At 70.0% G+C, this 24,754-nt stretch carries 25 protein-coding genes; 7 read left to right on the top strand and 18 right to left on the bottom strand.

What is annotated here, in order from left to right; translation table 11 throughout:
• Positions 1–9: 9 nt before the first annotated feature.
• Positions 10–648, top strand: a complete 639-nt coding sequence (locus AB5L97_RS06905; protein ID WP_307957376.1) for a VOC family protein — start codon at positions 10–12, stop codon at positions 646–648.
• Positions 649–718: 70 nt separating this feature from the next.
• On the opposite strand, the gene AB5L97_RS06900 is transcribed toward AB5L97_RS06905, so the two are convergent.
• Complete coding sequence (locus tag AB5L97_RS06900) at positions 719–1,519, bottom strand: CPBP family intramembrane glutamic endopeptidase (RefSeq protein ID WP_369046991.1); 801 nt, start codon at positions 1,517–1,519, stop codon at positions 719–721.
• Positions 1,520–1,596: 77 nt separating this feature from the next.
• On the opposite strand from AB5L97_RS06900, the gene AB5L97_RS06895 reads away from it, so the two are divergent.
• Positions 1,597–2,277: a histidine phosphatase family protein gene (locus AB5L97_RS06895; RefSeq protein WP_307957286.1), complete on the top strand. Its 681-nt coding sequence runs from the start codon at positions 1,597–1,599 to the stop codon at positions 2,275–2,277.
• A 22-nt stretch (positions 2,278–2,299) separates the two neighbouring features.
• On the opposite strand, the gene hutI is transcribed toward AB5L97_RS06895, so the two are convergent.
• The 4 genes from hutI to tdh form a co-directional block, all read right to left on the bottom strand.
• Complete coding sequence (gene hutI, locus AB5L97_RS06890) at positions 2,300–3,577, bottom strand: imidazolonepropionase (protein WP_369046990.1); 1,278 nt, start codon at positions 3,575–3,577, stop codon at positions 2,300–2,302.
• A gap of 11 nt (positions 3,578–3,588) precedes the next feature.
• Positions 3,589–4,716, bottom strand: a complete 1,128-nt coding sequence (locus AB5L97_RS06885) for an NAD(P)/FAD-dependent oxidoreductase (protein ID WP_369046989.1) — start codon at positions 4,714–4,716, stop codon at positions 3,589–3,591.
• 74 nt (positions 4,717–4,790) lie between these two features.
• Positions 4,791–6,035, bottom strand: a complete 1,245-nt coding sequence (locus tag AB5L97_RS06880) for a glycine C-acetyltransferase (protein WP_369046988.1) — start codon at positions 6,033–6,035, stop codon at positions 4,791–4,793.
• Positions 6,036–6,045: 10 nt separating this feature from the next.
• Positions 6,046–7,092 (bottom strand): L-threonine 3-dehydrogenase, encoded by a 1,047-nt coding sequence (tdh, locus tag AB5L97_RS06875; protein ID WP_307957375.1) that lies wholly within the window; start codon positions 7,090–7,092, stop codon positions 6,046–6,048.
• Positions 7,093–7,164: 72 nt separating this feature from the next.
• On the opposite strand from tdh, the gene AB5L97_RS06870 reads away from it, so the two are divergent.
• A complete protein-coding gene (locus AB5L97_RS06870) occupies positions 7,165–8,142 on the top strand; it encodes a LysR family transcriptional regulator (protein ID WP_369046987.1) in 978 nt (325 codons plus the stop codon).
• 21 nt (positions 8,143–8,163) lie between these two features.
• Positions 8,164–8,742, top strand: a complete 579-nt coding sequence (locus tag AB5L97_RS06865; RefSeq protein WP_369046986.1) for a type 1 glutamine amidotransferase domain-containing protein — start codon at positions 8,164–8,166, stop codon at positions 8,740–8,742.
• On the opposite strand, the gene AB5L97_RS06860 is transcribed toward AB5L97_RS06865, so the two are convergent.
• Genes AB5L97_RS06860 through AB5L97_RS06850 form a run of 3 tightly spaced genes read right to left on the bottom strand, consistent with a single transcriptional unit; the run spans position 8,726 to position 10,944 of the window.
• Positions 8,726–9,235, bottom strand: coding sequence for a hypothetical protein (locus AB5L97_RS06860; protein ID WP_369046985.1), 510 nt, complete (start codon positions 9,233–9,235; stop codon positions 8,726–8,728). The genes AB5L97_RS06865 and AB5L97_RS06860 overlap by 17 nt on opposite strands.
• A gap of 41 nt (positions 9,236–9,276) precedes the next feature.
• A complete protein-coding gene (locus tag AB5L97_RS06855) occupies positions 9,277–9,648 on the bottom strand; it encodes a VOC family protein (RefSeq protein WP_369046984.1) in 372 nt (123 codons plus the stop codon).
• Between the two features lie 60 nt (positions 9,649–9,708).
• Complete coding sequence (locus tag AB5L97_RS06850) at positions 9,709–10,944, bottom strand: MFS transporter (protein ID WP_369046983.1); 1,236 nt, start codon at positions 10,942–10,944, stop codon at positions 9,709–9,711.
• A 94-nt stretch (positions 10,945–11,038) separates the two neighbouring features.
• On the opposite strand from AB5L97_RS06850, the gene AB5L97_RS06845 reads away from it, so the two are divergent.
• Positions 11,039–11,557 carry a MarR family winged helix-turn-helix transcriptional regulator gene (locus tag AB5L97_RS06845; protein WP_369046982.1) on the top strand — a complete coding sequence of 173 codons (519 nt, stop codon included), beginning with the start codon at positions 11,039–11,041 and terminating at the stop codon, positions 11,555–11,557.
• Between the two features lie 62 nt (positions 11,558–11,619).
• Here AB5L97_RS06845 and gatB read toward each other — a convergent pair whose 3' ends face one another.
• From gatB to AB5L97_RS06795, 10 genes are all read right to left on the bottom strand, one after another.
• Positions 11,620–13,131, bottom strand: a complete 1,512-nt coding sequence (gene gatB / locus AB5L97_RS06840) for an Asp-tRNA(Asn)/Glu-tRNA(Gln) amidotransferase subunit GatB (RefSeq protein ID WP_369046981.1) — start codon at positions 13,129–13,131, stop codon at positions 11,620–11,622.
• A 13-nt stretch (positions 13,132–13,144) separates the two neighbouring features.
• Entirely contained in the window at positions 13,145–14,695 is a 1,551-nt protein-coding gene (gatA, locus tag AB5L97_RS06835; protein ID WP_369046980.1) for an Asp-tRNA(Asn)/Glu-tRNA(Gln) amidotransferase subunit GatA, read from the bottom strand.
• Between the two features lie 3 nt (positions 14,696–14,698).
• Positions 14,699–14,995: an Asp-tRNA(Asn)/Glu-tRNA(Gln) amidotransferase subunit GatC gene (gene gatC, locus AB5L97_RS06830; RefSeq protein WP_307957274.1), complete on the bottom strand. Its 297-nt coding sequence runs from the start codon at positions 14,993–14,995 to the stop codon at positions 14,699–14,701.
• Positions 14,996–15,112: 117 nt separating this feature from the next.
• Positions 15,113–15,601, bottom strand: a complete 489-nt coding sequence (locus AB5L97_RS06825) for a GNAT family N-acetyltransferase (protein WP_369046979.1) — start codon at positions 15,599–15,601, stop codon at positions 15,113–15,115.
• Positions 15,602–15,609: 8 nt separating this feature from the next.
• Positions 15,610–16,500 (bottom strand): inositol monophosphatase family protein, encoded by an 891-nt coding sequence (locus tag AB5L97_RS06820; RefSeq protein WP_307957272.1) that lies wholly within the window; start codon positions 16,498–16,500, stop codon positions 15,610–15,612.
• Positions 16,497–18,887 carry an NAD-dependent DNA ligase LigA gene (gene ligA, locus AB5L97_RS06815; RefSeq protein WP_407073430.1) on the bottom strand — a complete coding sequence of 797 codons (2,391 nt, stop codon included), beginning with the start codon at positions 18,885–18,887 and terminating at the stop codon, positions 16,497–16,499. The genes AB5L97_RS06820 and ligA overlap by 4 nt, the downstream gene beginning before the upstream one ends.
• 104 nt (positions 18,888–18,991) lie before the next feature.
• On the bottom strand, positions 18,992–19,774 hold the full coding sequence (locus AB5L97_RS06810) for a PP2C family protein-serine/threonine phosphatase (protein ID WP_307957270.1): 783 nt from the start codon (positions 19,772–19,774) through the stop codon (positions 18,992–18,994).
• A gap of 102 nt (positions 19,775–19,876) precedes the next feature.
• Complete coding sequence (locus tag AB5L97_RS06805; protein ID WP_307957269.1) at positions 19,877–21,019, bottom strand: adenylate/guanylate cyclase domain-containing protein; 1,143 nt, start codon at positions 21,017–21,019, stop codon at positions 19,877–19,879.
• Positions 21,019–21,543, bottom strand: a complete 525-nt coding sequence (locus tag AB5L97_RS06800; RefSeq protein ID WP_369046978.1) for a PH domain-containing protein — start codon at positions 21,541–21,543, stop codon at positions 21,019–21,021. Before AB5L97_RS06800 ends, AB5L97_RS06805 begins: the two co-directional genes overlap by 1 nt.
• Positions 21,544–21,595: 52 nt before the next feature.
• Positions 21,596–22,486 carry a biotin--[acetyl-CoA-carboxylase] ligase gene (locus tag AB5L97_RS06795; protein ID WP_369046977.1) on the bottom strand — a complete coding sequence of 297 codons (891 nt, stop codon included), beginning with the start codon at positions 22,484–22,486 and terminating at the stop codon, positions 21,596–21,598.
• Positions 22,487–22,767: 281 nt separating this feature from the next.
• Here AB5L97_RS06795 and AB5L97_RS06790 point away from each other — a divergent pair, with 281 nt between their 5' ends.
• Together AB5L97_RS06790 and AB5L97_RS06785 are read left to right on the top strand one after the other, a co-directional pair.
• Positions 22,768–24,363 carry an acyl-CoA carboxylase subunit beta gene (locus AB5L97_RS06790; protein ID WP_369046976.1) on the top strand — a complete coding sequence of 532 codons (1,596 nt, stop codon included), beginning with the start codon at positions 22,768–22,770 and terminating at the stop codon, positions 24,361–24,363.
• On the top strand, positions 24,360–24,611 hold the full coding sequence (locus AB5L97_RS06785) for an acyl-CoA carboxylase subunit epsilon (RefSeq protein ID WP_369046975.1): 252 nt from the start codon (positions 24,360–24,362) through the stop codon (positions 24,609–24,611). Before AB5L97_RS06790 ends, AB5L97_RS06785 begins: the two co-directional genes overlap by 4 nt.
• Positions 24,612–24,754 lie beyond the last annotated feature (143 nt).

The following is a 24,754-nucleotide window of genomic DNA, read 5'->3' as shown; positions in this document are numbered from 1 at the left end:
ATGACTTTTATGCGTATGGACCATGTTTCTTATGCCTGCGAAGCCGACGGCCTGCTGGCCACGACGGAGCGGATCGCTCAGGCCCTCGGCGTCGAGGCCGTCAAGGGCGGGGTCCACCCGCGATTCGGTACCCGCAACATGATCATCCCCCTCGCGGACCACCACTACCTTGAGGTCGTCGAGGTCCTGGACCACCCGGCGTCGGACAAGGCGCCCTTCGGCCAGGCCGTGCGCGCCCGCAGCGCCGCTGGCGGGGGCTGGATGGGCTGGTGCGTCGAGGTCCATGACCTCGCGCCGTTCGAGGAGCGCCTCGGGCGCCAGGCCGTGCCCGGCAACCGCAAGTTCCCCGACGGCCGCGAGCTCGTGTGGAAGCAGATCGGCATCCTCGGGCTCATCGCCGACCCCCAGGTGCCGTACATGCTCAAGTGGGAGGGCGACCCGTCGCTCCACCCGTCGAACGCCTACCCGGCCACCGTGCGCATGAGCAAGCTGACGATCGCGGGCTCGGCGGAGCGCGTCACCGAGTGGCTCGGCGAGCCGGTCGAGAAGCCGCTCGAGGACGTAGACGTCGAGTGGGTCTCCCCGAAGGGCACCCCGGGCATCATGTCCGTCACGTTCGACACGACCAACGGCGCGGTCATCATCTGACCCCGCATCCGCGAAAGGTGACCCCGCATCTGGAGATCTGGATGCGGGGTCACCTTTCGGCATTGCGGGGTCAGCCCAGGCCGATCGTCCTGCCCACCAGGCTGAAGCCCACGAACGCCGTGATGTCGAGCAGCGCGTGAGCGATCACGAGCGGCATCACCCGCCCGTACTTCCGGTAGACGAGGGCGAACACGAGCCCCATCACGGCATTCCCGACGAACGGCCCGATCCCCTGGTACAGGTGGTAGCTCCCCCGCAGGAGCGCGCTCGCCGCCACCGCGGCCGGAACGGCCCACCCGAGCCGCCGCAGCCACCCCAACATGAACGCCACGACGATGACCTCCTCGAGGACGGCGTGGCGCATGGCGGACACGATGAGCACGGGCACTGTCCACCAATGCTGGTCGAGCCCACTGGGGATGATCGCCGTCGTGATCCCGAGCGCTCGCCCAGCCCAGTACAGCCCGAGCGAGGGGACGCCTATCGCGAGGAACAGCCCCCCACCCCAAAGCCAGTCCCGCCCGGGCCGTGCGAGATCGAGCCCGAGGCGACGGAACGGCGCGGTCCATTCCACCCGGCCGCCACTCGTGCGCGCAACAGCGTCCCACACGAAGTACAGCGCGAGCGCGACGGGGACGAGCGCGAACACGATGTCCAGCAGCTGATACGTGAGATCGAAGTACTCGCGCGCGTTGAGTGACCGGTTGAGGGTGCTGGTCCCCTGCGACAGCGGCGCCTGGGTGGCCTTGTCGATCAGCTGCACCACGGAGTAGACCGCCGACTGCCCCAGCGAGAGCCCCAGCACGATGAGCAGCTGGGCCCGCCAGCGGGCGTGGGAGACGGGACGGACGACGGCGCGTGGTTGGGGCATGCCTCCCATCATGCCGTGCGCCTCGCGGCGGTGCTCGCTGCCGCCGGGGCCGCACGCCTGCTCTACGCTGGGGAGCTATGAGCGCGCCGCGGCAGATCATCCTGGTCCGGCACGGCCAGTCGGCCGCGAACCTGGACACGAGCATCTACGACCGCGTCCCGGACTACCGGATCCCGCTGACGGACCTGGGGATCGCCCAGGCCCGCGAGTCCGGGCGCCAGATCCGCGCCCAGCTCGCGGGCGAGCAGGTCTGCGTCTATGTATCCCCCTACCTCCGGGCGTACCAGACCCTTGAGGCGCTGGGCATCGAGGACCTCACCGAACGGGTCATCGAGGAGCCCCGCCTGCGGGAGCAGGACTGGGCCAATTTCCAGGACGCCGACGAGATCGGCAAGGAGCGCGCGCTGCGCAACTCGTACGGGCACTTCTTCTACCGGTTCCGCGAGGGCGAGTCCGGCAGCGACGTCTACGACCGCGTCTCGGCGTTCATGGAGACCCTCCACCGGCACTGGAACAAGCCCGCCTACGCCCCCAACACGCTCCTCGTCACGCACGGCCTCACGATGCGCCTGCTGTGCATGCGGTGGTTCCACTGGACGGTGGAGTACTTCGAGTCGCTGAACAACCCGGACAATGCAGGCATCCACACCCTCGTGAGGCAGCCCGACGGCCGCTACGAGCTCGACGCACCGTTCACCCAGTGGACCCCGCGCACCGCGACGGACACGGTCCTGAGCTCGATGCGGGAGCGGCTCTAGGGCCGGCGCGCGCAGACTGCGATCAGACCACGCGCTGGCCCGCGCGCCACACAGCATGCGTGAGCGGCATGCCGGGCCGATACGCGAGGTGCGTGGCCGACGGAGCGTTGAGCATGTGGAGGTCGGCGCGATGCCCGACGGCGATCGAGCCCACCGCGCGCTGCCCGTCCACGTCGTTGCCCACGTGGCGGCGCAGCGCGAGCGCTCCTCCGAACGTCGCGGCGCGCACGGCCTCCTGGACGGAGAGCCCCATCTGCAGGACCGCGGTCGTGACACAGAAGCCCACCGAGCTCGTATAGCTTGTGCCGGGGTTGCAGTTCGAGGCGATCGCGATCTGGACGCCGGCGTCGATGAGACGGCGCGCGGGCGCCAGCGGCGCGCGGGTCGAGAGGTCGCACGCGGGCAGGACGGTCGCGACGGTTCCGGCCATGGCTGCGGAATCGGCCGACGCCGGCCCCGTCCACCCTGCCCAGCTTCCCGCAAGCGCCTCCACGTCGGCGTCGTCGAGGAAGTTGACATGGTCCACGCTCGCGGCGCCGAGCTCGACGGCGAGCCGCACGCCCGGGCCCGGTCCGAGCTGGTTGCCGTGCACGCGCACTCCGAGGCCCGCCTCGCGGCACGCGAGGAGCACCCGGCGCGACTGCTCCTCCGAGAACGCGCCGGTCTCGCAGAACACATCGGCCCAGCGCACGTACGGCCGCACGGCGGCGAGCATGTCGCCGCAGACCAGGGCCGTGTACTCGTCGGCGTCCGCTCCGGCGGGCACGAGGTGCGCGCCAAGATACGTGACCTCATCGACGAACTCGGCGGCCAACGCGGCGCTGCGGAGCTCGTTCGCGACATCGAGCCCATAGCCCGTCTTCGTCTCGAGATACGTCGTTCCCCCCGCGACGGCCTCGGCAACGCGTGCAGCAAGCAGCCTGCGCAGCTCGTCGTCCGACGCGGCCCGCGTGGCGCCCATCGTGACGCCGATCCCGCCCGCGGCATACGCCTCTCCGGCCATCCGCGCCTCGAACTCCGCCGTGCGGTCGCCAGCGAACACGAGGTGCGAGTGCGAGTCGACCCACCCCGGAAGCACGGCGCGGCCAGCCGAGTCGAATCGCTCGTCGGCTTCTGGGGCGGACGACGACGGGCCGACCCAGGCGATCCTCTCGCCGTCGAGCACGACGGCGGCGTCCCGCATCACGCCAGCCTCGGAACCGCCCGCGCCAAGAACAGCCTGGCCGTCACCGTCCGGAAGATGCTGGGTGGACAGTTCGCCGATGTTGTCGATGAGGAGGGTTCGGCCACGCTTGCTCATGGCGCTATCCTCTACCGCCGCACCGACAATCTATGCGGATCAAGCGCCCTTGCTGTCTCGGATACCGGATGTTCCCCTGTGCGGACCGCCTGTTGGCCCGCCAGGAGCTGGCCTGCGGCGTCTTCGGCGAGGGCCGAGGACGTCTGGAAGCCGTAGCCGCCCTGCCCTGCGAGCCAGAAGAACCCCGGGGCCTCGGGGTCGTACCCCATGATGGGCAGCCCGTCCTGAGGTGAGGTCCGCAGCCCCGTCCACGCCCTGATGATGCCGGTCACGGGCAAGTCGGCGACCCTGCGGATGAGCTCGATGGTCCTCTCCACGTCCCCGGGCCGCGGCACGGCGTCCTCGGCGCGAGACGGCTCGGACTCCGACGGCGAGACGAGCGCGCCCGCCTCATCCGGCCGGAAGTACCACGAGTCGTCGGCAGCGCAGACCATGGGCGAATCGGGGTCGAGCGGCTGTGCGAGGGAGACGAGCGCGGCCGTGCGCCGGTAGGGCTGGAGGCCGAGGCGCTCTACGCCGAAGAGGATCGCGAGGTCGTCGGCCCAGGCGCCCGCCGCGTTGACCACGTTGGTCGCATGGAAGCCCTCGGCTCCGGCCCCGACGAGCCAGCCCTCCCCCACCCGCTGGGCGGTGTGGACTGGGCTGCCGGGATGGATCGTGACGCCGCCGGCCCGGGCCCTGGCCTCGTGGTCGGCGAGCAGCGCGAGTGCGTCGGTCCGCACCGACTCGGTATCCAGCGCCGCCGCCTCGAAGGCGCCCGCGCGCAGATTCGGGGCGAGGGTGCGGGCCTCGTCCGGCGTGAGGCGCCGCATACCCCCGTGGGCCTCGGCCTCGACCTGCGCCGCGGTGCCCACGAGCAGGAAGCGGCTCGGCCACGCGAGGCGGCGGCCGGCGTCGTCCACCGCATCGGCGAGTACCGCAAGGGTGCGCCGCGTGAGGTCCTGGACGGGCTCGGGGCCATAGCTCGGGATGAGCTGCTGGGCCGAGCGCGCGGACGTGTGGTAGGCAAGCGAGGGCTCGGCCTCGACCAGCGCCACTCGGCACTTCCCGGCGAGCTGCGAGGCCAGGGAGAGGCCGGCGATACCGCCTCCGACAATGAGGACGTCGACGTCATGGGTGCTGTTCGTGGTGCCCGGCATGGCCCCACCCTACCCGCGCTGCACGCGGGCGGGGAGGGGAATTCCGCCCCTACCGCTGGCCCAGCCCCGCGGAGTCATGCCCCGACGGCGTCCCCCCCGACTGCGTTCCCTCCGACTGCGTCACGGGCCGCGGTGAAGGCCCGCACCGCCACCTCGACGTCCTCGGCGGTATGCGCCGCCGAGAGCTGCACGCGGATCCGTGCGAGGCCCCGCGGCACCACAGGGAACGAGAAGGCCGTCACGTACACACCGTGGGCGAGCATCTCGGCCGCGATGCGGCCCGCGAGCGCTGCGTCGCCGAACATGACGGGGACGATCGCGTGTTCGCCCGGCAGGAGCTCGAAGCCCTCCTCGGCCATCCGTGCCCGGAAGCGGGCGGCGTTGGCGAAGAGCCGCTCGCGCAGCTGGGCGGACTCGGCGACCAGGTCGAGGGCGCGCAGCGTCGCGGCGACGATGGAGGGCGCAACCGAGTTCGAGAACAGGTACGGCCGGGCCTTCTGTCGCAGCGTCGCGACGATCTCGGAACGGCCCGAGACGTACCCGCCGGACGCGCCGCCAAGCGCTTTGCCGAACGTCCCGGTATAGATGTCCACGCGGTCCGAGACCCCTGCATGCTCCGGGGTGCCCGCGCCCGTCGCGCCCATGAAGCCGACGGCATGCGAATCGTCCACCATGACCATCGCACCGTACTTGTCCGCGAGGTCGCAGATCTCGCGGAGGGGGGCGAGGTAGCCGTCCATCGAGAAGACGCCGTCGGTGACGACGAGGACACGACGCGCCCCCGCGCCGTCGTGCATCGCCTTCGCCTCCTGCAGGCGCGCCTCGAGCTCGCCCATGTCCCGGTTCGCGTACCGGAGGCGGGCGGCCTTGCAGAGCCGGATGCCATCGATGATGGACGCGTGGTTGAGGGAGTCCGAGATGACGGCGTCCTCGGGGCCCAGGAGCGCCTCGAAGACGCCCCCGTTCGCGTCGAAGCAGCTGGAGAACAGGATGGTGTCCTCGGTGCCGAGGAACTCGGAGACGCGGCGCTCGAGGGCCAGATGGGTGTCCTGGGTGCCGCAGATGAAGCGCACCGAGGCCATGCCGAAGCCGCGCTCGTCGAGGGCACGCTTCGCCGCCGCGATCAGGTCGGGATGGTCGGCGAGCCCGAGGTAGTTGTTGGCGCAGAAGTTGAGCACCTCCTGGGCGGGCGCGCCGAGGGGGCCCGCCTGGATGTGCGCCGACTGCGGCGAGTCGATGTGCCGCTCCTCCTTGAACGTCCCGGCGGTGCGGATGTCCTCGAGCTCGGCGGCGAGCTGCTCCTTGATACCAGTGAACATGCGATTCCTCTCAGACTTCCGACCAGTCCAGCACCACTTTGCCGACGCTGCCAGAGCGGGCGACGGCGAACCCCTCCGCCCAGCGCTCGGCCGGCAGGACGTCGGTCACCACGGACGCGACGTTGCGGCGGAGCACGGGATTGGAGGACAGCATCGCGCTCATGGCGTACCAGGTTTCGAACATCTCGCGGCCGTAGATTCCCTTGAGCGTGAGCATGTGGGTGACGATCTTGGTCCAGTCGATCTCGGCAGACTCGGACGGCAGCCCCAGCAGCGCGATGCGGCCGCCGTGATTCATGTTCTCGATCATCCCCGAGAGGGCCGCGGGGCGCCCGGACATCTCGAAGCCGATGTCGAAGCCCTCGACCATGCCGAGCTCACGCTGCGCCTCGCGCACGCTCATCGACGAGACGTCCACCGCGAGGTCTGCGCCCATCTGCCGCGCGAGCTCGAGGCGTCGCTCGGACACGTCGGTGATGGCGATCTTCCGGGCGCCCGCGTGCCGCGCGACGGAGATGGCCATGAGCCCGATCGGCCCCGCGCCGGTGATGAGGACGTCCTCGCCGACGAGGGGGAAGCTCAGCGCGGTGTGCACGGCGTTGCCGAACGGGTCGAAGATCGCGCCCAGCTGGGGGGTGATGAGCGGGTCGTGGTGGACCCACACGTTGGCCTCGGGGATGACGACGTACTCGGCGAACGCGCCGTCGCGCTGCACCCCGACGCTGACCACGTTGATGCACATCTGCCGGCGGCCGGCGCGGCAGTTGCGGCACATGCCGCACACGATGTGGCCTTCGCCGGAAACGCGGTCGCCGACCTTGACCACCTTGACGTCCTCGCCGGTCTCGACGATCTCGCCGTAGAACTCGTGGCCGGGGATGAACGGGGCGGTGGCCATTGCCTGGGCGGACGCGTCCCACGACTCCAGGTGCAGGTCGGTGCCGCAGATGCCGGTGGCGAGGACGCGGATCTTGACGTCCGCGGCGCCGGTCTCGGGTTCGGGTCGCTCGGTGAATTCGAAGCCGGCCTGCGGGCCGGGCTTGTACAGGGCCTTCATGAGGCTCATTCAACGCCGTCGAACAGCTTAGAACAACCGGATGTTTCTCAAGGGACAGTTTAGGATCGACTAATGGATATCCGCCAGCTGCAGATCCTTCGCGAGCTCGGGGAGCTCGGAAGCGTCAAGGCCGTATCTGAGGAGCTCATGGTCACACCGTCCGCGGTGTCGCAGCAGCTCGCACTCCTGGCCCGCAGCGCGGGTGTGCCGCTCACCCGCAAGGAGGGCCGCACCCTCGTCCTCACCGACGCGGGGAGGGTCCTCGCAGAGGCGGGGGGTGCCGTCGTCCGCGCGATGGCGGACGCCCGCGCCGCGATCGGCGCCTACCACGAGGACCCGGCGGGGATCGTGAGCGTGAGCGCCTTCCATTCGGCCGCGCAGGCGCTCTTCGGTCGGCTCACCGCACGCCTGACGGGGCCTGTTCACGACGTGACGCACGACGGCGCGACTCAAGCCGCCGCGCAGCCGGCACCGCGGCTGCTCCTCGCCGACGAGGACGTCCCCCAGCACGGCTTCCCGGCGCTCACCGCCCGGTACGACATCGTCCTCGCCCACCGCCTCGCGCACAGCGAATCGTGGCCCGAGGACCGGCTCGTAGTGGTCCCGCTCGTGCGGGAGCCGTTCGACGTAGCGCTCCCCGCCGGGCACCCGCTCGCGGCGAGCGCGGTGCTCACCCCCGCGGACGTCGCGGGAGAGCGCTGGGTCTCGAGCCGTCCGGGCTACTCGCCCGCGGACGTGCTCTCGGCGATCGGAGCCGTCGCGAGCCGGTCTCCCGAGGTCGCGCACCGGATCAACGACTACTCGACCGTGGCCGCCGTCGTGGCCGGCGGCGGGGTGGTCGGCCTCCTGCCCCGGTACACCGCAGCGATCGGGCTCCCGACCGGCGTCGTGCTGCGGCCGCTCGCGGGGATTGGCACGGAACGCAGCATCGACCTGCTCGTGCGCCCTGAGAATGCGCGGCGGCGGTCAGTGCAGACAGTCGCCGACGCTCTGCGCGACCTCGTCGGAGACCTCGTCGCCGAGGCCGAGGGCAGGAAGACCGGCCCTTGACGCCGCACCTACACTGTGGCCATGGCAGCACGCGAATACGGCGTCATTCCCCAGGCCGCCGATGACAGGGCACCGAGGGCCGTTGTCCTCTCCGCGGACGCCTTCGAAGATCTGGAACTCTATGTGCCGGTCTTCCGCCTCGTCGAAGCCGGTTGGACCGTGGACATCGCCGCCCCCGAGAAGGGGAAGATCACCGGCGAGAGCAACTGGTACTACATCATGGCCAACAAGAGCATCGATGAGATCGACCCGGACGGGTACGACCTCCTCGTCATCCCCGGCGGAAAGCCCCATGGCGCGCCCACCACGGTGAGGAACAACAGCCACGCCGTGGAGATCGCACGGTCCTTCTTCGCCAAGGACAAGCCGGTGGCGGCGATTTGCCACGGCCCCTATCTGCTCGTCTCCGCAGGCGTCGTGGAGGGGCGGCGGCTCACCTCCTATTGGGGCGACGGCGTGCCGGAGGAAATTACTGCCGCCGGCGGCCAGTGGGAAGATGCCGACGTGGTGATCGACGGCAATCTCGTCACGTCGAGGTGGCCCATGGACATCGCCGCGTTCTCACGGGAAATGATGAAGCTCGTCAGCGACCGGGGCTGAGGGACGCCGCCCGCTGGGGCGCGATGAAGACCAGCGCCGGATACGTGATGAGCGCGAGGGCGAAGTGCATGAGCACGAGCACCCCCACCGCGGCCGGCGGCTGGCCTTTGGCCAGGATCCACGCGTCCGGGGCGAGTCCGACCAGGGTGACCGCGACGGCGAGCCATAGGAAGGGCTTCCAGGCGCGGGAGGAGATCCATGCGACCGCCGGCCACGCGAGGCAGGCCAGCCCGACGCCGACCACAGTGAGCTTGAAGTAGTCGGCGAACTGGAAGTGCTCGTAGCCGGCCGTGTCCGGGAACGCCGCGATGCCGGCGGCCGCGAGGACGGCGCACGCCAGCACCGAGGCAGCGATCGCCACGACGCTGGCCAGAACCCAGCGGCCCAGGGCCGGCTGGTTGGCGCCGCGCGGGAAGTCCAGGTCAAGTGCGCGGAAGAGCCGCGTCGTCATGGAGTCGGTGCGGGCCGGTGTCCCCTGCTGCTGCGATGTCATGCGTCCAGCGTAGGAATGCGGGTCTAAGAAGCCTCTGAGAATCAGTTCTCGAAGAGGCAGAACGGATGGCCATCCGGGTCGAAGAACACCATGACGTCCTCCTGCGGCTGATGCGGCGAGCGCTGGGCGCCGCAGTCCTCGGCGTGTTCCGCGGCCTTGGCGAGATCCGTCACGAGCAGGTCGAGGTGCATCATCATCTGCTGCTTCCCTGGCCGCTCCGGCCAGACGGGACGCTCGTAGCCCTCCTCGAACTGGAACGAGAGCTGCCGGCCACCCGCAGGGTCGAGGACGGTGGCCCACTCCTGCTCATCGTCGCCGAGCTCCCACCCGAGGAGATTGGAGTAGAAGCGGGCCGCAGCCTGCGGTTCGGGGCTTCCGAGGACCGTCGCGTGGTACTGGATGAGTGACGCCATGCGCCCACGATACGCACGAGGCGCCCTGGCCAGAAGGAGCCGCGCAGAACGCCGCCGGGGCTACTCGCCGGCCGTGATGGCCTCGGCCTCGAAGAAGACGGACTCGTGCACGGGATGGTCGGACGGGGAGACGGTGCGGCGGAAGACCGCGAGCAGTGCCGCGCCGATGAGGGCGGTCGCGGCCGCGAAGACGAACGGCATGCCCGCACCGTACACGCTCATGCCCGTCCCGAGCGGCGCGCCGATGGCACCTCCGAAGAACCGGACACCGGAGTAGGCCGAGGAGGCGACTGGGCGGGGCAGGTCACTGGCCTCCATGACTGCCTCGGTGAGGACGGTGTTTCCGGCGCCGATCTCGAACCCCATCAGGACCACGCACAAAATGAGCATGGGGGTGTTGCCCACGGCCTGCGAGGCGGCGAGGTGGGTGAGCGCGAAGACCACGAGCGTCGCGGCGAGGACGCGCGTCGGGGAGAACCGGTGCGTGAGGCGCGGCGCGATCACCACGCTCGTGAGTGCGAGGCCGATGCCGAAGCCGGTCATGACGAGGCCGATGCCGACCGCACCCATCTTCAGTGGGTAGGGCACGTAGGCGAGCGTGACGAAGAAGGAGGCGTTGTAGAAGAGCGCGACGATGCTCAAGAGCAGGATCGAGCGGATCGAGAGGGCCCTGAAGGGCGCCGACACGGCGCTCTTCTGCGGGGGGCGTCCCGCGCCGCGGACCACGGCCATGATCGCGACGAAGCCGACCGCCATGAGGGATGCGGTTCCCCAGAAAGGCACCATCCACGAGATGTCCCCGAGCAGGCCGCCCACGAGCGGACCGACGGCCAGACCGAGCCCGAGCGCCGCTTCGTACAGCATGACCGCGGCGCCGGCGGGGCCACCGCTCGCGGAAATGATCGAGGCGAGCGCAGTGGAGAGGAAGAGTGCGTTGCCGAGGCCCCACAGGGCCCGGAAAGCGATGATGCCGTCAATCGTGGACGACAGCGCGCAGCCAGCCGCGGCAACGACGATCACCGCAAGCCCCAGCAGCATCGTCGTGCGGGTCCCAATCCGGGAGGACAGCCAGCTCGTGAAGAACATGACCACGGCCGTGACCGCGAGGTAGCTCGTGAACAGGAACGCGGTCTGGGTCGGGCTGGCACCCATCGCCTCGGAGATGCTCGGCAGGATCGGACCAACGAGCCCGATGCCCATGAAGGCGACCATGGACGCAAACGCAACTGCCCACACGGCGGGCGGCTGGCGGAAGATCGAGGGCTTGGCATCCGGACGGCGCGGCGGTCTGGGCACGCGGGGCCTCCATTTCAGAGTCGGTGAGGGTTACCCGTAAATAATACACTAGTAAAATACCTGTGAATTAATCAGGGCTCCTACGATGGTGCCTATGGCCCCGGACGAGACCGACGACGACGCGACCCCTGACTTCGTCAGCGCGGTGCGCGGCAGCTGGAGCAGCGCGCTCCCCGGCCTGGACACGTCCCCGCTCGACGTCTTGGGCCGCATCAGCCGGATCAGTGCGCTCTCGGTGCAACGGCTCAACGGCGTCCTGGCCACGAGCGGCGTCTCACGCTCGGAGTTCGATGTGCTGTGCGCGCTGGCGCGCAGCCCCCAGCCCCTGCGGGCGAGCGGGGTCACAGCGCAGACCATGCTCAGCGGGGCCGCCACGACGAAGCTGACAGCGCGGCTCGAAGGGCTCGGCCTCGTGCAGCGGCGCCGGCTCGAGCGCGACGGCAGAGTCGTACTGCTGTCCCTCACCGAGGAGGGCCGCGCCCTGGTCGAGGAGCAGTTCCCCCGTTGCGTGGACAGCGACCGGCGCCTCCTCGCCGGGCTCGACGACGGCGAGCGGGCGGCCCTTGCGGCCCTCCTCAGGCGCGTGGCCGCGAACGCCGAACGGCACCGCTGACGTACGAGGCCCCCGGGGCGGACATGCCGTGCCGGGGGCCTCGTTCGTTGCAGGTGACGTGTCTAGGCCGTCACGCCCAGGCGCTCGAGGATGAGCTCCTTGACGCGGCCCGCGTCAGCCTGGCCGCGCGTGGCCTTCATGACCGCGCCCACGATCGCGCCGGCCGCCTGGACCTTGCCGCTGCGGATCTTGTCCGCGACATCGGGCTGTGCGGCCAGTGCAGCATCGATGGCCTCGAGGAGGGGGCCGTCGTCGGAAACCAGCACGAGTCCGCGGGCCTCCATGACCTGGGTCGGGGCTCCCTCGCCGGCGATTACGCCGTCGAGCACCTGGCCGGCCATCTTGTTGTTGAGCTTGCCGCCCTCGACGAGGCCGTTGAGCTCGACGATCGCTTCGGGCGTCACGCCCAGCTCCGACGGGTCAACGTCGGCAACCTTGGCGCGGCCCACGATCTCGCCCATCCACCACTTGCGGGCGGCCTGCGCGGTGGTGCCCGCGGCGATGGTCTCCTCGATGGAGTCCATGACGCCGGCGTTGACGACGTCACGGAACTCGGCGTCCGCGTAGCCCCACGCCTCCTTGAGGCGCTTACGCCGCTCGGCGGGGGGCTCGGGCAGTGTCGCGCGGATCTCCTCGACCCACTCGCGGCTCGGAACCACGGGCACGAGGTCCGGCTCCGGGAAGTACCGGTAGTCGTCGGCGTCGCTCTTGGGGCGACCGGCCGTCGTCGTGCGCGTGTCCTCGTGCCAGTGGCGCGTCTCCTGGGTGACCTTCTCCCCCGCGGAGAGAACGGCCGCGTGGCGCTGGATCTCGAAGCGCACCGCGTGCTCGACGGATCGGAGCGAGTTGACGTTCTTCGTCTCCGAACGCGTGCCGAACTTCGTGGCGTCCTTGGGCATGAGCGAGACGTTCGCGTCGCAGCGCACGTTGCCGCGCTCCATACGGGCGTCCGAGACGCCGAGGTTCTTCACGATCTCGCGGACTGCCGCGACGTAGGCCTTCGCGAGCTCGGGCGCGCGGGAGCCGGCGCCCACGATCGGCTTCGTGACGATCTCGACGAGCGGCACGCCTGCACGGTTGTAGTCCACGAGGGAGTAGTCGGCGCCCTGGATGCGGCCGGTCGCGCCGCCGAGGTGGGTGAGCTTGCCTGCGTCCTCCTCCATGTGCGCACGCTCGATCTCCACATGGAACACCGTTCCGTCCTCGAGTTCGATGTCGAGCCAGCCGTCGTAGGCGATCGGCTCGTCGTACTGGGAGGTCTGGAAGTTCTTGGGCGTGTCCGGGTAGAAGTAGTTCTTCCGGGCGAACCGGCAGGATTCGGCGATCTTGCAGTTGAGCGCGAGGCCGATCTTGATGCTCGACTCCACGGCCGCCTTGTTCACCACGGGAAGGACGCCGGGCATGCCGAGGTCGACTTCGTTGACGTCCGTGTTCGGCTCGTCGCCGAACACGTTCGGGGCGGAGGAGAACATCTTGGTCTTGGTGTTGAGCTCGACGTGGACCTCGAAGCCGAGGACCGGGTCGAACTTCTCCATGGCCTCGTCGAAGGACAGGATCTCGTCAGTGGATGCCATTTCTCTCTCCTTCTTAGAGTGCCGGGGCCTGGGCGAGCAGCGGGCCGCCCCACTGCCCCTCGAGCAGGGCCTCGAGGGCCGCACCCACCCGGTACAGGCGTGCGTCCTCGCGGGCCGGGGCGAGGATCTGCAGGCCAGCGGGCAGTCCGTCCTCGTCGGCGAGGCCGCTCGGGAGCGACAGCCCGGGGACACCTGCGAGGTTGGCCGGGATGGTCGCGACGTCGTTGAGGTACATCGCCAGCGGGTCATCGAGCTTCTCGCCGAGCCTGAAGGCCGTGGTGGGTGCCGTCGGCGAGATGAGCACGTCCGCTTGGGCGAACGCGGCGTCGAAGTCGCGCTGGATGAGGGTACGGACCTTCTGCGCCGAGCCGTAGTAGGCGTCGTAGTAGCCGGCGGAAAGGGCGTAGGTGCCCAGGATGATGCGACGCTTCGCCTCGTCGCCGAAGCCCGCAGCGCGCGTGGCGGCCATGACGCGCTCGATCGTCATCGGGCCGTCCTGGGGCGTGATGCGCAGGCCGTACCGGACGCCGTCGAACTTCGCGAGGTTGCTGGAGACCTCGCTCGGCATGATGAGGTAGTAGGCACCGAGTGCGTACTTGAAGTTGGGGCACGAGACCTCGACGATCTGCGCACCGGCGCCCTCGAGCAGAGTGAGCGCCTCGCGGAAGCGGGCCTCGACGCCGGGCTGGTAGCCCTCGCCGCCGAGTTCCTTCACGACGCCGATGCGCAGCCCCTTGAGGGCATCTCCGGCTGCGCCGGCCTTCGCCGCCGCGACGAGGGTGTCGAACCGGTCGGTGAGCGAGGTGGAGTCGAACGGGTCGTGGCCGCCGACGAGCTCCTGGAGGAGCGCGGCGTCGAGCACGGACCGTGAGACCGGGCCGATCTGGTCCAGGCTCGAGGCCATCGCGATCGCGCCGTAGCGGGACACCGCACCGTAAGTGGGCTTGACGCCGACTGTGCCCGTGACGGCGCCGGGCTGGCGGATGGACCCGCCGGTGTCGGTGCCGAGCGCGAGGGGCGCCTCGAAGGCCGCAACGGCCGCAGCCGAGCCACCACCTGAGCCGCCCGGGATGCGGTCGAGGTCCCACGGGTTGCGGGTGGGACCGAACGCCGAGTGCTCGGTCGAGGAACCCATGGCGAACTCGTCGAGGTTGGTCTTGCCGAGGATCGGGAGCTTGGCGGCCCGGATCTTCTTGATGACGGTGGCGTCGTAGGGGCTCATCCAGCCTTCGAGGATGCGGGAGCCCGCCGTCGTGGGCTGGCCGACCGTGACGATGAGGTCCTTGATCGCGATCGGGACGCCCGCGAGCGGATGGAGGGCCGCAGCGTCATCCCCGCCGGCGGCGCGGGCCGAGTCGACCTCCCGGGCGACGCCGAGCGCCTCCTGGGTGTTGACGTGCAGGAACGCGTGGACTCCCCGCTCGCCGCCGTCGACCTCGGCGATGCGGTCGAGGTGCGCCTGGACGACCTCCTCGGAGGAGACCTCCCTGGCGGTGAGCTTCTCGGCGAGGGCCGAGGCGGTGGAGGTGATCAGTTCGCTGAGGTTCTTCTCATTGGCGCTCATGGGTTACTCCTCGCCCAGGATCGCAGGGACCTTGAAGAGGCCCTCGTCGGCATCGGGGGCCCCGGAAAGCGCCTCGGCGGGCGTGAGCACGTGGCCCACGACGTCCTCGCGGAAGACGTTCTGCAACGGGATCGGGTGCGATGTGGCCGGGACGTCGGGCCCGGCGGCCTCGCTCACGCTCTTGACGGCGTCGACGATGTGGGCGAGCTCGCCCGCCATCTTGTCCAGCTCCGCCTCGCTCATCTCGATCCGCGCGAGCTGCGCGAGGTGCGCAACGTCGTCGCGAGTGATCTCAGCCATGGATCTCCCCTGTGAAGGTGAATAAGGTTCGCGGTCCAGTCTAGTCGCGCCCCGAACACCGCTAGGCGTGCCAGGGCGGGACAGCGCCTCCAAGACGGCCAGGGGGTGCGGGTTGAGTCAGAGCCGCTTGATGTACACCGGCAGCATGATGTCGGTCTCCGGAATCGGCCAGTCGCGCTCGGGCGCGCGCTCGTAGCCGAGACGGGGATAGAGCGCATTCGGCGCCTCCCAGCCCTCTCCCGTGGTGAGCACGACGGCGGTCGCGCCCGCGCGCCGGGCCCTCGCCTCGACGTCGGCCACGAGGGCGGACGCCGCGCCCGTGCGCTGCACGTCCGGGTCTACGACGAGCAGCCGGAACTCGTACTCGCCCGCGCCGGCGACCTGCTCGAAGCCATCACCGTGCGCCATGACCGTCACGGACGCGATGACGCGCCCGTCCCGCTCCGCGACGAGGACCGTGCCGCGCGCAGCCCGGTAGGAGACATCCGCGATCTGGCGCATATAGGGGTGCTCCGGACCCTCGAAGTAGCCCGCGCCGAGGTAGGCGGCTTCGACGATGCGCGCGATGTCCGGGTAGTCCTCCGGGGTGGCCTCCCGGATCGTCACCGGGGGCCTCATACGATCGGGAACCTGCCCGAGAACTCGATGCCGCCGGCACAGGTCCACGCACCGAGGCGCTCGGCGTCGCTCGGACCCCCGTCGAGGGGGCTCGTGAGCACGGGCCGCCGGACCCAGCAGCCTGCCTCCTCGGCGATGAGGGCGCCGGCGGCAAAGTCGTGCTCGTTGAGACCCCGCTCGCCGTACGCGTCGTGGGTGCCGTCCGCCACGAGGCACAGGTCCAGGGCTGCGGATCCGAGGCGGCGCATGTCGCCGAAGCCGTCCATGAGACCGGGCAGGAAGGCCGCCTGGTCGGCGCGGACGCCCGGGTCATAGCTGAATCCGGTCGCGAGGAGCGCGGATCCTGCCTCGGCCCGGCCAGGTGCCGGACCTTCGAGCCGCATGGGCCAGGCCTCGAGGGCGCCCTCGCCGCCGGCCGAACGCGGGGCGTCGAGGCGCCATGCGCCGCCGCCGCGAACGGCCCAGTACTCGCGGCGCAGCGCAGGTGCGCTCACGACGCCAGCGAGCCACACACCGTCGACGTCAGCCACCGCCACGCTCGTCGCGTAGTAGACGATGTCGCGGATGAAGTTCGTGGTCCCGTCGAGCGGATCGATGGACCAGCGGAAGCCGCTCGGCTCGGTGACGCGGCTCGTGCCCTGCTCCTCGCCGGTCACGATGTCGTGCGGGCGCTCGGCCGTGAGGACGGCCCGCACGGCCTTCTCGGCTGCGAGGTCGAACTCCGTGACCCAGTCACTCCCCGAGCTCTTCGTCTCCGCGAGGCCGGTCGAACGCGTCAGGACCCCGGCATCGCGACCCGCGAGGACCGCGGCACCCGCCGCCGCGGCGCGCCGGGCGGTGTCGAGGAGGGTTGTCAGGAACTCAGCTGGGTACTCCGCGGCGTTCATCTCTCGTCTCCGTCCGACTCGGCCTCGCCAATCTCCGCAGCGAGCTGTTCAGGCGGGGCGGCCCCGCCGTCGTCCTCGGGGCCGGACTCGGGCTGCTCGCCCGCAGCGGGACGCCACTCTCCCGGACCGTTCTCCAACAGCCTGCGGAAGGCATCTTCGTCCAGGATCGGGACGCCGTACTGCTCGGCCTTGTCGAGTTTGGAGCCTGCGTTCTCGCCCGCCACCACATAATCGGTCTTCTTCGAGACGCTCCCGGAGGCCTTGCCTCCGCGGATGATGATCGCTTCCTTCGCCTCGTCCCGGCTGAACCTCTCGAGGCTCCCGGTCACGACGACGGTGAGGCCCTCGAGCGAGCGGCCCACCGAGGCGTCCTGCTCGTCCTCCATCTTCACGCCGGCGGAGGCCCAGCGGGCAACGATCTCGCGGTGCCAGTCCTCGGCGAACCACTCGATCAGCGCATCCGCGATGATCGGCCCAACGCCGTCGACGTCGGCGAGCTGCTCCCGCGCGTTCTCGGTCGCAAGGACCTCCCGCAGGGCGGTCATCGACCCGTACCGCGTGGCGAGGGCGCGCGACGCCGTCGGGCCCACGTGCCGGATCGACAGCGCCACGAGCACACGCCACAGCGGCTGGGTCTTGGCCTTCTGCACCTCCGCGAAGAGCTTCTCCGTCGAAGCGGTCGGGACCGAGGGCTTCCTGGCCGTCGGCTTGGTCCAGAAGTACGGCACAAGGTCCCACTGCCCCGTGCCAACGCCCTTGACGCGCTTCTCGCGCCACACGGCGACGTCGGCCAGACGATCGCGCAGGTTCGAATCCGGCCAGTCCGCAGCGAGCTCGAAGATCTGGGCCTCGCCGTCGAGGACCCCTGGGCCCTCGGGCCGCGGGTATCCGCCGATCGTGGCCGGGTCCGGGCCGGGCCCGGAGGTCAGGGCGATCGCGGCCTCCCAGCCCAGGGCCTCGATATCGAACGCCCCGCGCCCGGCAAGGTGGAACACGCGCTCGCGCAGCTGCGAAGGGCACGAGCGGGCGTTGGGACAGCGGATGTCCACCTCGCCCTCCTTCGACGGCGCGAGCTGAGTCCCGCACGAGGGGCAGACCGTGGGCATGACGAAGTCGCGCACGGGCGGGTCCTGCTGGTCCCTCAGGGCGAGCACCGGGCCCACGATCTCGGGGATGACGTCCCCCGCCTTGCGGAGCACCACGATGTCGCCGATCATGACGCCCTTGGCCTTGACGACGTCCTGATTGTGCAGGGTGGCCATCGAGACGGTGGATCCGGCAACCTTGACCGGCTCCATGACCCCGAAGGGGGTCACGCGCCCCGTGCGCCCTACGTTGACGAGAATGTCGAGAAGCTTCGTGTGCACCTCCTCCGGGGGGTACTTGAAGGCGACGGCCCAGCGGGGAACACGGGAGGTGTGGCCGAGCGCGCGCTGGGTCGCGAAATCGTCGGCCTTGACCACGATTCCGTCGATCTCGTGGATGAGACTGTGCCGCTTCTGCCCATAGCGCTCGATGAACGCCAAGACCTCCTCGTAGGTTTCGAGGACCTCGTAGTACGGGCTCGTGGGCAGACCCCAGGCCTTGAGGAGGTCATAGGTCTCGGCCTGGCTCGTCGCCGTGAGCCCCTCGCGGGCGCCGATGCCGTGGACAAACATCTTCAGCGGGCGCTTCGCGGTCTCCCCGGGGTCCTTCTGGCGTAGCGAGCCAGCGGCGGCGTTGCGGGGGTTCGCGAGCGGGGCCTTGCCCCGCTCGATGAGTGCCTCGTTGTACTCGATGAATGCCTTGGTCGGGATGTAGACCTCACCCCGGATCTCGACTTCCTCGGGATGTCCCTCGCCGGACAGTCGCTGGGGGACGTCCTTGATGGTCAGGACGTTGTGCGTGACATCCTCGCCCGTGCGCCCATCCCCGCGCGTGGCGGCGCGGACCAGCTCGCCGTTGCGGTAGAGCAGGTTGACGGCGAGGCCGTCGATCTTGAGCTCGGTGAGCCACTTCGCCGGGACCAGCCCGAGCGCGGCGACATTCGCCTCAGCACGCCGGATCCACGCCTCAAGCTCCGAGACCGAGAAGACGTCCTCGAGGCTGTACATCCGCGCGAGGTGCTCGACCGGCGCGAAGGCCGCGGTGGCCTCGCCGCCGACCTCCTGGGTGGGAGAGTCGTTCGCAATCATCTCGGGGTGGAGCGCCTCGAACTCCTCGAGCTGCCGGAACAGGACGTCGTACTCGGCGTCCGAGATCTCGGGGGCGTCCTGGTTGTAGTAGAGCGTGCGGTGGCGGCGGACCTCGTCCGCGAGTGCCTCGTACTCGTCGCGGAGCGACTCGGACGGGATCGCCGTCTCGGGCTCGACGCGCTGTGCTGGGGGGCTCGCTGGTTCTGGGCTCACGGTGTCTATCTTGCCCCATGGCTCCGACACTCCATCAGGTCCCCGGCGGCACGTCGGGGCATCCGGCGACAGCCCCTTCCGGGTCATCCGGCCGGTGGCGTCGGTCAGCCGATCCCGGTCGACGGCGACGAAGGGCCGACGTCGTGGGCGTCGACGACGATGACCGTCACGTTGTCCCGACCGCCGGATCTAATGGCCGCCTCGACGAGGGCCTCGACGGCGTCCTGCGGGTCCTCCCGACCCACCAGCAGGAGCTCGATCTCCGGATCCCGGAGCTCGGAGGTCAGTCCGTCCGAGCAGATGAGGAGCCGGTCCCCATCCTCTACAGGCAAGAGCCAGAAGTCGGCCTCGGCGTCCTCGCCGGTACCAAGCGCCCGCGTGATCACGTGCCGCCGCGGATGGACGAGTGCTTCCTCAGGGGTGATCTGCCCGGAGTCGACGAGCTCGCGCACCTCGGAGTGGTCGACGGTGATCTGCAGGAGCTGGCCGTCCCTGGACACGCGGTAGGTGCGTGAGTCCCCCACATTGGCCACGAGCCAATAGGGAGACGAGGAGATCTCGATGAGCACGGCCCCCGTCAGAGTGGTCCCTGCGCGGGCGCCGGTGGCCCTGCGGATCCGCCAGTCGGCGTGCTCGATGACCTGCTGCACGCCTTGGGCTGTGGCGTGGTGCGTGCCCGGGGCAAGGACCGGAGATTCGATGAGCGTCTGCACGCACAGCCCGCTCGCCACCTCGCCCGCCTCGTGGCCTCCCATGCCGTCCGCGACCATGAACACGGGATCCTGGGCCAAGAACGAGTCCTCGTTGAGCTCACGCCGCAGCCCCCGGTCGGTGCCAAAACCCACCGAGATCCGCACCCCACGCTCACGATCCAGTGCCTTGCCCATCGTCCCAGCCCTCCCCTCGCCGTCTGCCGGACCATCGTGACACACCGACGGCCTCCGCCCGGCGCACCCGGCAGCGACATCCCGCGTCAGCCTCGGGCCGGGTCAGTCGAGCACGATTCCCGGGCCTGCACCGTGGCTGAGCGACACGGGATGGATCTCCCCGAAACCGCGGACCATCTCGGGCTCCTGGGGTTCGAGCACAAAGCGCTCGTCACCTGCGAGGGCCTTGGCCGTGATGTCATCCACGAGGACCTGCCCGGGATCGGCGATCGAGGTAAGGCGTGCCGCAAGGTTCACGGTGGGGCCGTAGATGTCGCCGAGCCGGCTGAGGACCCGCCCCCAGACCATGGCCACACGGCACTCGGGGAGGATCTCGTCGTCCGCGAACTCTTTCGCGAGGGCGAGCGAGATCTGCGCCCCCGCGGCCGGCGTCTCGGCGATGTAGAGCACCTCGTCGCCGATGGTCTTGACCAGCCGGCCGCCGCCCACCGTGATGATCTCCGAGCACCGGTTCTCGAAGCGCTGGACCAGCTGGGCGAGCGTCCGCTCGTTCATCCGCCGGGACAGCGACGTATAGGAGACGAGGTCCGCGAAGCCGACGGCGCGCGCGAGCGGCAGCGGGGCGTCGTCCTCCGTGCCGTCGCGGCCCTCGGCGCTCGATTCGAGGCCCTCCCGGGCCCTCAGCGCAAGCCGCTGGACGCCGGCGGTCAGCTGCCGCCGCCACGAGTACACGAGCATCTCTTCAAGAGGCTCGATGAGGGTCGGGATGCGGTCCAGGAGGGCGACGCGTGCCTCGGCGTCGGTCATGCCCTCTGAGGAGATCATGTCCTCGACGAGCGCCTCGACCTGCCACACGACCATGCGGTCGGTCATCTGGCCGATGGCCCTCGTGACCGAGATGGCCGCCTCCTCGGTGAGGACGCCCTCGCGCACGAGCGCCGGCATGACCTTGAGGTGTTCGAGGTCGGTCCGGGTGAACGCGAGATCGTCGTCGGTGAAGTTCGGCATGCCCAGCGCGCGCCACAGCTTGCGCGCCGAGTAGAGGGAGAGGCCGACCGCGGAGGCCACCTCACGGCGCTTGAGCGTGCGGTCGCCTCCTAGCAGGAGGAGCTCGAGGTCCTTGGACGAGCCACGCCGGGCGGGCACCGGGGCCAGCGCCGCCGCGGGGGCCGCGAGGGCGCCGGGACCTTCGTCGGAGAGATCCTCGGCGGACTCCACGTCGGAATCCTCGATCGGCTCGTCCATCAGTCCTCCCTCAGTTCCCACGGAAGCGACTCGTCGCCGACGTCAGTGATCTCATTGCCCGGCCCCCACTCGTCGTCGGGCAGCTCCTCGATGGCGTCGAGGACAAACTGGCTGAAGCGCCGCGCTTCCGGGACATCGGCGAACGTGAGCTGCGCAGACTGGCCCGAGGTCAAGATTATCGTTCCGGACCTGAACATCCCCTGCACGAAACCTTGGCGGACGTTGACATCCCGCACGAGGGACAGCGGCATCTCGCGGTCCTGGCGGGTAAGGCCCCGCTCACGCCTGAGCACGCGCCGGCTCGTGAGCACGTAGCTCACGGAGCGCCATACGAACAGCTCGCGCAGGCAGTATCCAAGCAGGATCCACACAGCAAGGGCCGCCGGGGCGAGCTCGAACCACAGCCGCGACGCGGGCGGGAGCCAGGGGAACGCCTGCTCGAGGTGGCCGCGCGAGAGCCAGCCGGCTGCGAAGGCTCCCGCGCCGCTGACGGCGACGAGCACGACGGCGGGCAGCAGGAGCATCCTTCCGTGCCGCCGTGTCCTGACGATGAGCTGCTCCCCAGGGGACAGGACCCTACGCATAGCCGCCGTCGGCCGGGCGTAGGTGGACCACATCCCCCGCCGCGACCGAGTGGCGCGAGCCGTCCTCCTCGACGACACGCAGGGCGCCGTGGCTGTCGAGCCCGGTCGCGCGGCCCACGAGCGTTTGGCCGCCTGGCAGCTCGACCCGCACGCGCTTGCCGAGCGTGATCGTCGCGTCCTCCACCTGGCCCCACAGACCGCGGCCGCCCGACAGCGGCGCTTCCGGGTCGCCGTCGGCCTCGCAGAACTCCCGGTACCGCCGCGCGAAGGCGGAAAGGTACGCGGTGAGGATGTCCTCCCGCCGCACCTCCCGACCGCACGCGAGCAGCATGCTCGTCGCGGTGGGCACGGGCAGCTCCTCCTCGGTCTGGGCCACGTTGATCCCCGTTCCGAGGACGACGGCGGGCGGGGCGCCGTTCGCTCCCGGCGCAAGCTGTGCGAGGATTCCGGAGATCTTCCGGCCCTGCACGATCACGTCATTGGGCCATTTGAGGCAGGCCTCGATACCGGCCAGCACCGCGAGCGCCTCACGGAGCGCGAGGGCGGCGAGGGGCGAAAACCACGAATAGCCCTGGGTGGGCAGGGGCCGGCCGTCGCGGTTGTGCGGCCGCAGCACGATGGAGACGGCAACCGACTCCCCCACCGGTGAGTCCCACGCACGGTGGAGGCGCCCTCGGCCTGCGGACTGGTGCTCCGCCACGAGGACGGACAGGTCGCCCCAGCCCGCGGGGTCCGTCGTGGCCCGGCGCACGAGTTCGGCGTTGGTCGAGTCGATCTCGTCGACGACGTCGAGCCGGGACAGACCGGCCTCTCGCACCAGGTCCGGGCCTAGAACCGTCCTGTCGAGGGGGCCGCGGGGCTCTGGCTGCGCGTGATCGTCCATGGATGCATGGTACCGATGCCGCCCGGCCGGGTCAGGGCTGTACGTCTCGGCGGTCCGAAGGAAATGAAGAAGGACAAGAAGTTGCGGGCGCGACGGCGGGCGCATCGGCGGGCGCGCGACGCGCCGTCGTGCACCGCGCCCCTGAGCACCGGCGGAAATTGTAGGGTTCCTACAGACGCCTGCCACGCCTGCCTCACTAGACTGAGGTGACGTCTCCGCCGATTGTGCGGAACCTACGAAAGCCACCACGGGTGAGCACGGACCGACAAGCTGGAGTGAGTGTGACCCACGACCTGACCACGACCGCAGGCAAGATCGCGGACTTCCGCGACCGGCGGGCGGCGTCGCTCGCACCCTCGGGGCAGGAGGCGATCGAGAAGCAGCACGCACGCGGCAAGAACACGGCCCGCGAGCGCATCGACATGCTCCTCGACGAGGGCTCGTTCGTCGAGCTCGACGCGCTCGCCGTGCATCGATCCACCGCGTTCGGCATGGAGAAGAAGAAGCCGCTCGGGGATGGGCTGGTCTCGGGCTACGGCACCGTGGACGGCCGCCCGGTCGCCGTCTACAGCCAGGACTTCTCCGTCTACGGCGGCTCGCTCAGTCAGGTCAACGGCGAGAAGATCGTCAAGGTCCAGGAGTTCGCGCTCCGCAACGGCTTCCCCGTCGTCGGCATCCTCGACGGCGGCGGCGCGCGCATCCAGGAGGGCGTCGCGTCCCTGGCGATGTTCGCGGACATCTTCCGCAACAACGTCCATGCCTCCGGCGTCATACCCCAGATCTCCCTCATCATGGGCCCGTCCGCCGGGGGCGCGGCGTACTCCCCCGCCCTGACCGACTACATCGTGATGGTGGACAAGACGAGCCACATGTTCATCACCGGTCCGGACGTCATCAAGACCGTCACGGGCGAGGAGGTGGATATGGAGACGCTGGGCGGCGCGCGCCAGCACAACGCCACGACCGGCACCGCGACGTACCTCGCCTCCGACGAGTCGGACGCCATCGAGTTCGTCCGCGAGCTCCTCGACTTCCTCCCATCGAACAACCTGGTCGAGGCGCCGGTGCTGGATGCCGACCAGGAGCTCGAGGAGACCGACGACGACGCTGCGCTCGACGCGCTCGTTCCGGACTCAGCGACGCAGGGCTACGACATGCGCGCCGTGATTGCGGGGATCGTCGACGACGGCAACTTCCTCGAGATGCAGGCCCTCTACGCGCCGAACGTCATGATCGGCTACGGGCGCATGGAGGGCCACACCGTGGGCATCGTCGCGAACCAGCCGATCCAGTTCGCCGGGACGCTGGACATCGCGGCCTCGGAAAAGGCCGCGCGGTTTGTGCGCCACTGCGACGCGTTCAACATCCCGATCATCACGCTCGTGGACGTCCCGGGGTTCCTCCCGGGCAAGGACCAGGAGTTCCAGGGGATCATCCGGCGCGGGGCCAAGCTCCTGTATGCCTACGCCGAGGCGACGGTCCCCAAGCTCACCGTGATCTGCCGCAAGGCTTACGGCGGCGCGTACATCGTCATGGGCTCGAAGAAGCTCGGGGCGGATCTGAACTTCGCGTGGCCCACCGCTCAGATCGGCGTCATGGGAGCCCAGGGCGCCGTGAACATCCTGTACCGCCGCGAGCTGGCGGCGGTCGCGGCGGAGCCCGGAGCAGCAGCCGGCGACGTCGATGCGAAGCGCGCCGAGCTCATCCGGGACTACGAGGAGGAGCTCCTCAACCCCTACCAGGCCGCCGAGCTCGGGTACATCGATGCCGTCATCGCCCCCTCGGAGACCCGGGTCCAGCTGCTCCGCGGGCTCCGCGCTCTGCGCGACAAGCACGCGTCGATGCCCGCCAAGAAGCACGGGAACATCCCGCTGTGAGCGCAGGTCCGGTTCCCGTCGCGCCGTCCGCTTCCGAGGCGCCCCCCGGCGAAGAGGCTCCGCTGCTCTTCGCCGTCACGAAGGGGCAGCCGACGCCGGAGGAGCTCGCCGCGCTGACCGCAGTGATCGCGGCGGTCGGCGCGCCACCGGCGCAGGAGGAGGCCGCCGCGCCGACGCGCCGCGAGCGCATCCGCCAGGCGACGCTGCGCCCGCGGCACATGATCGCCCAGCGCCGCGGCCGGCAGTAAGCCCAATGCGGGGTCATCTCCCCACGATGCGGGGTCACCCGTCTCGAGTGGCGAATGCCTCTTCCAGAGACGCGACCCCGCATCCCAGAGAGCTGACCCCTCTTCGGTGAGACATGACTCCGCAACGCTATTGCGCGGGACGG

The sequence above is a fragment of the Sinomonas sp. P10A9 genome, assembly GCF_041022165.1.
Lineage (GTDB): Bacteria > Actinomycetota > Actinomycetes > Actinomycetales > Micrococcaceae > Sinomonas > Sinomonas puerhi.
The sequence above is the reverse complement of the archived record's forward strand: the minus strand, read 5'-3'. Positions and strand labels throughout refer to the sequence as shown.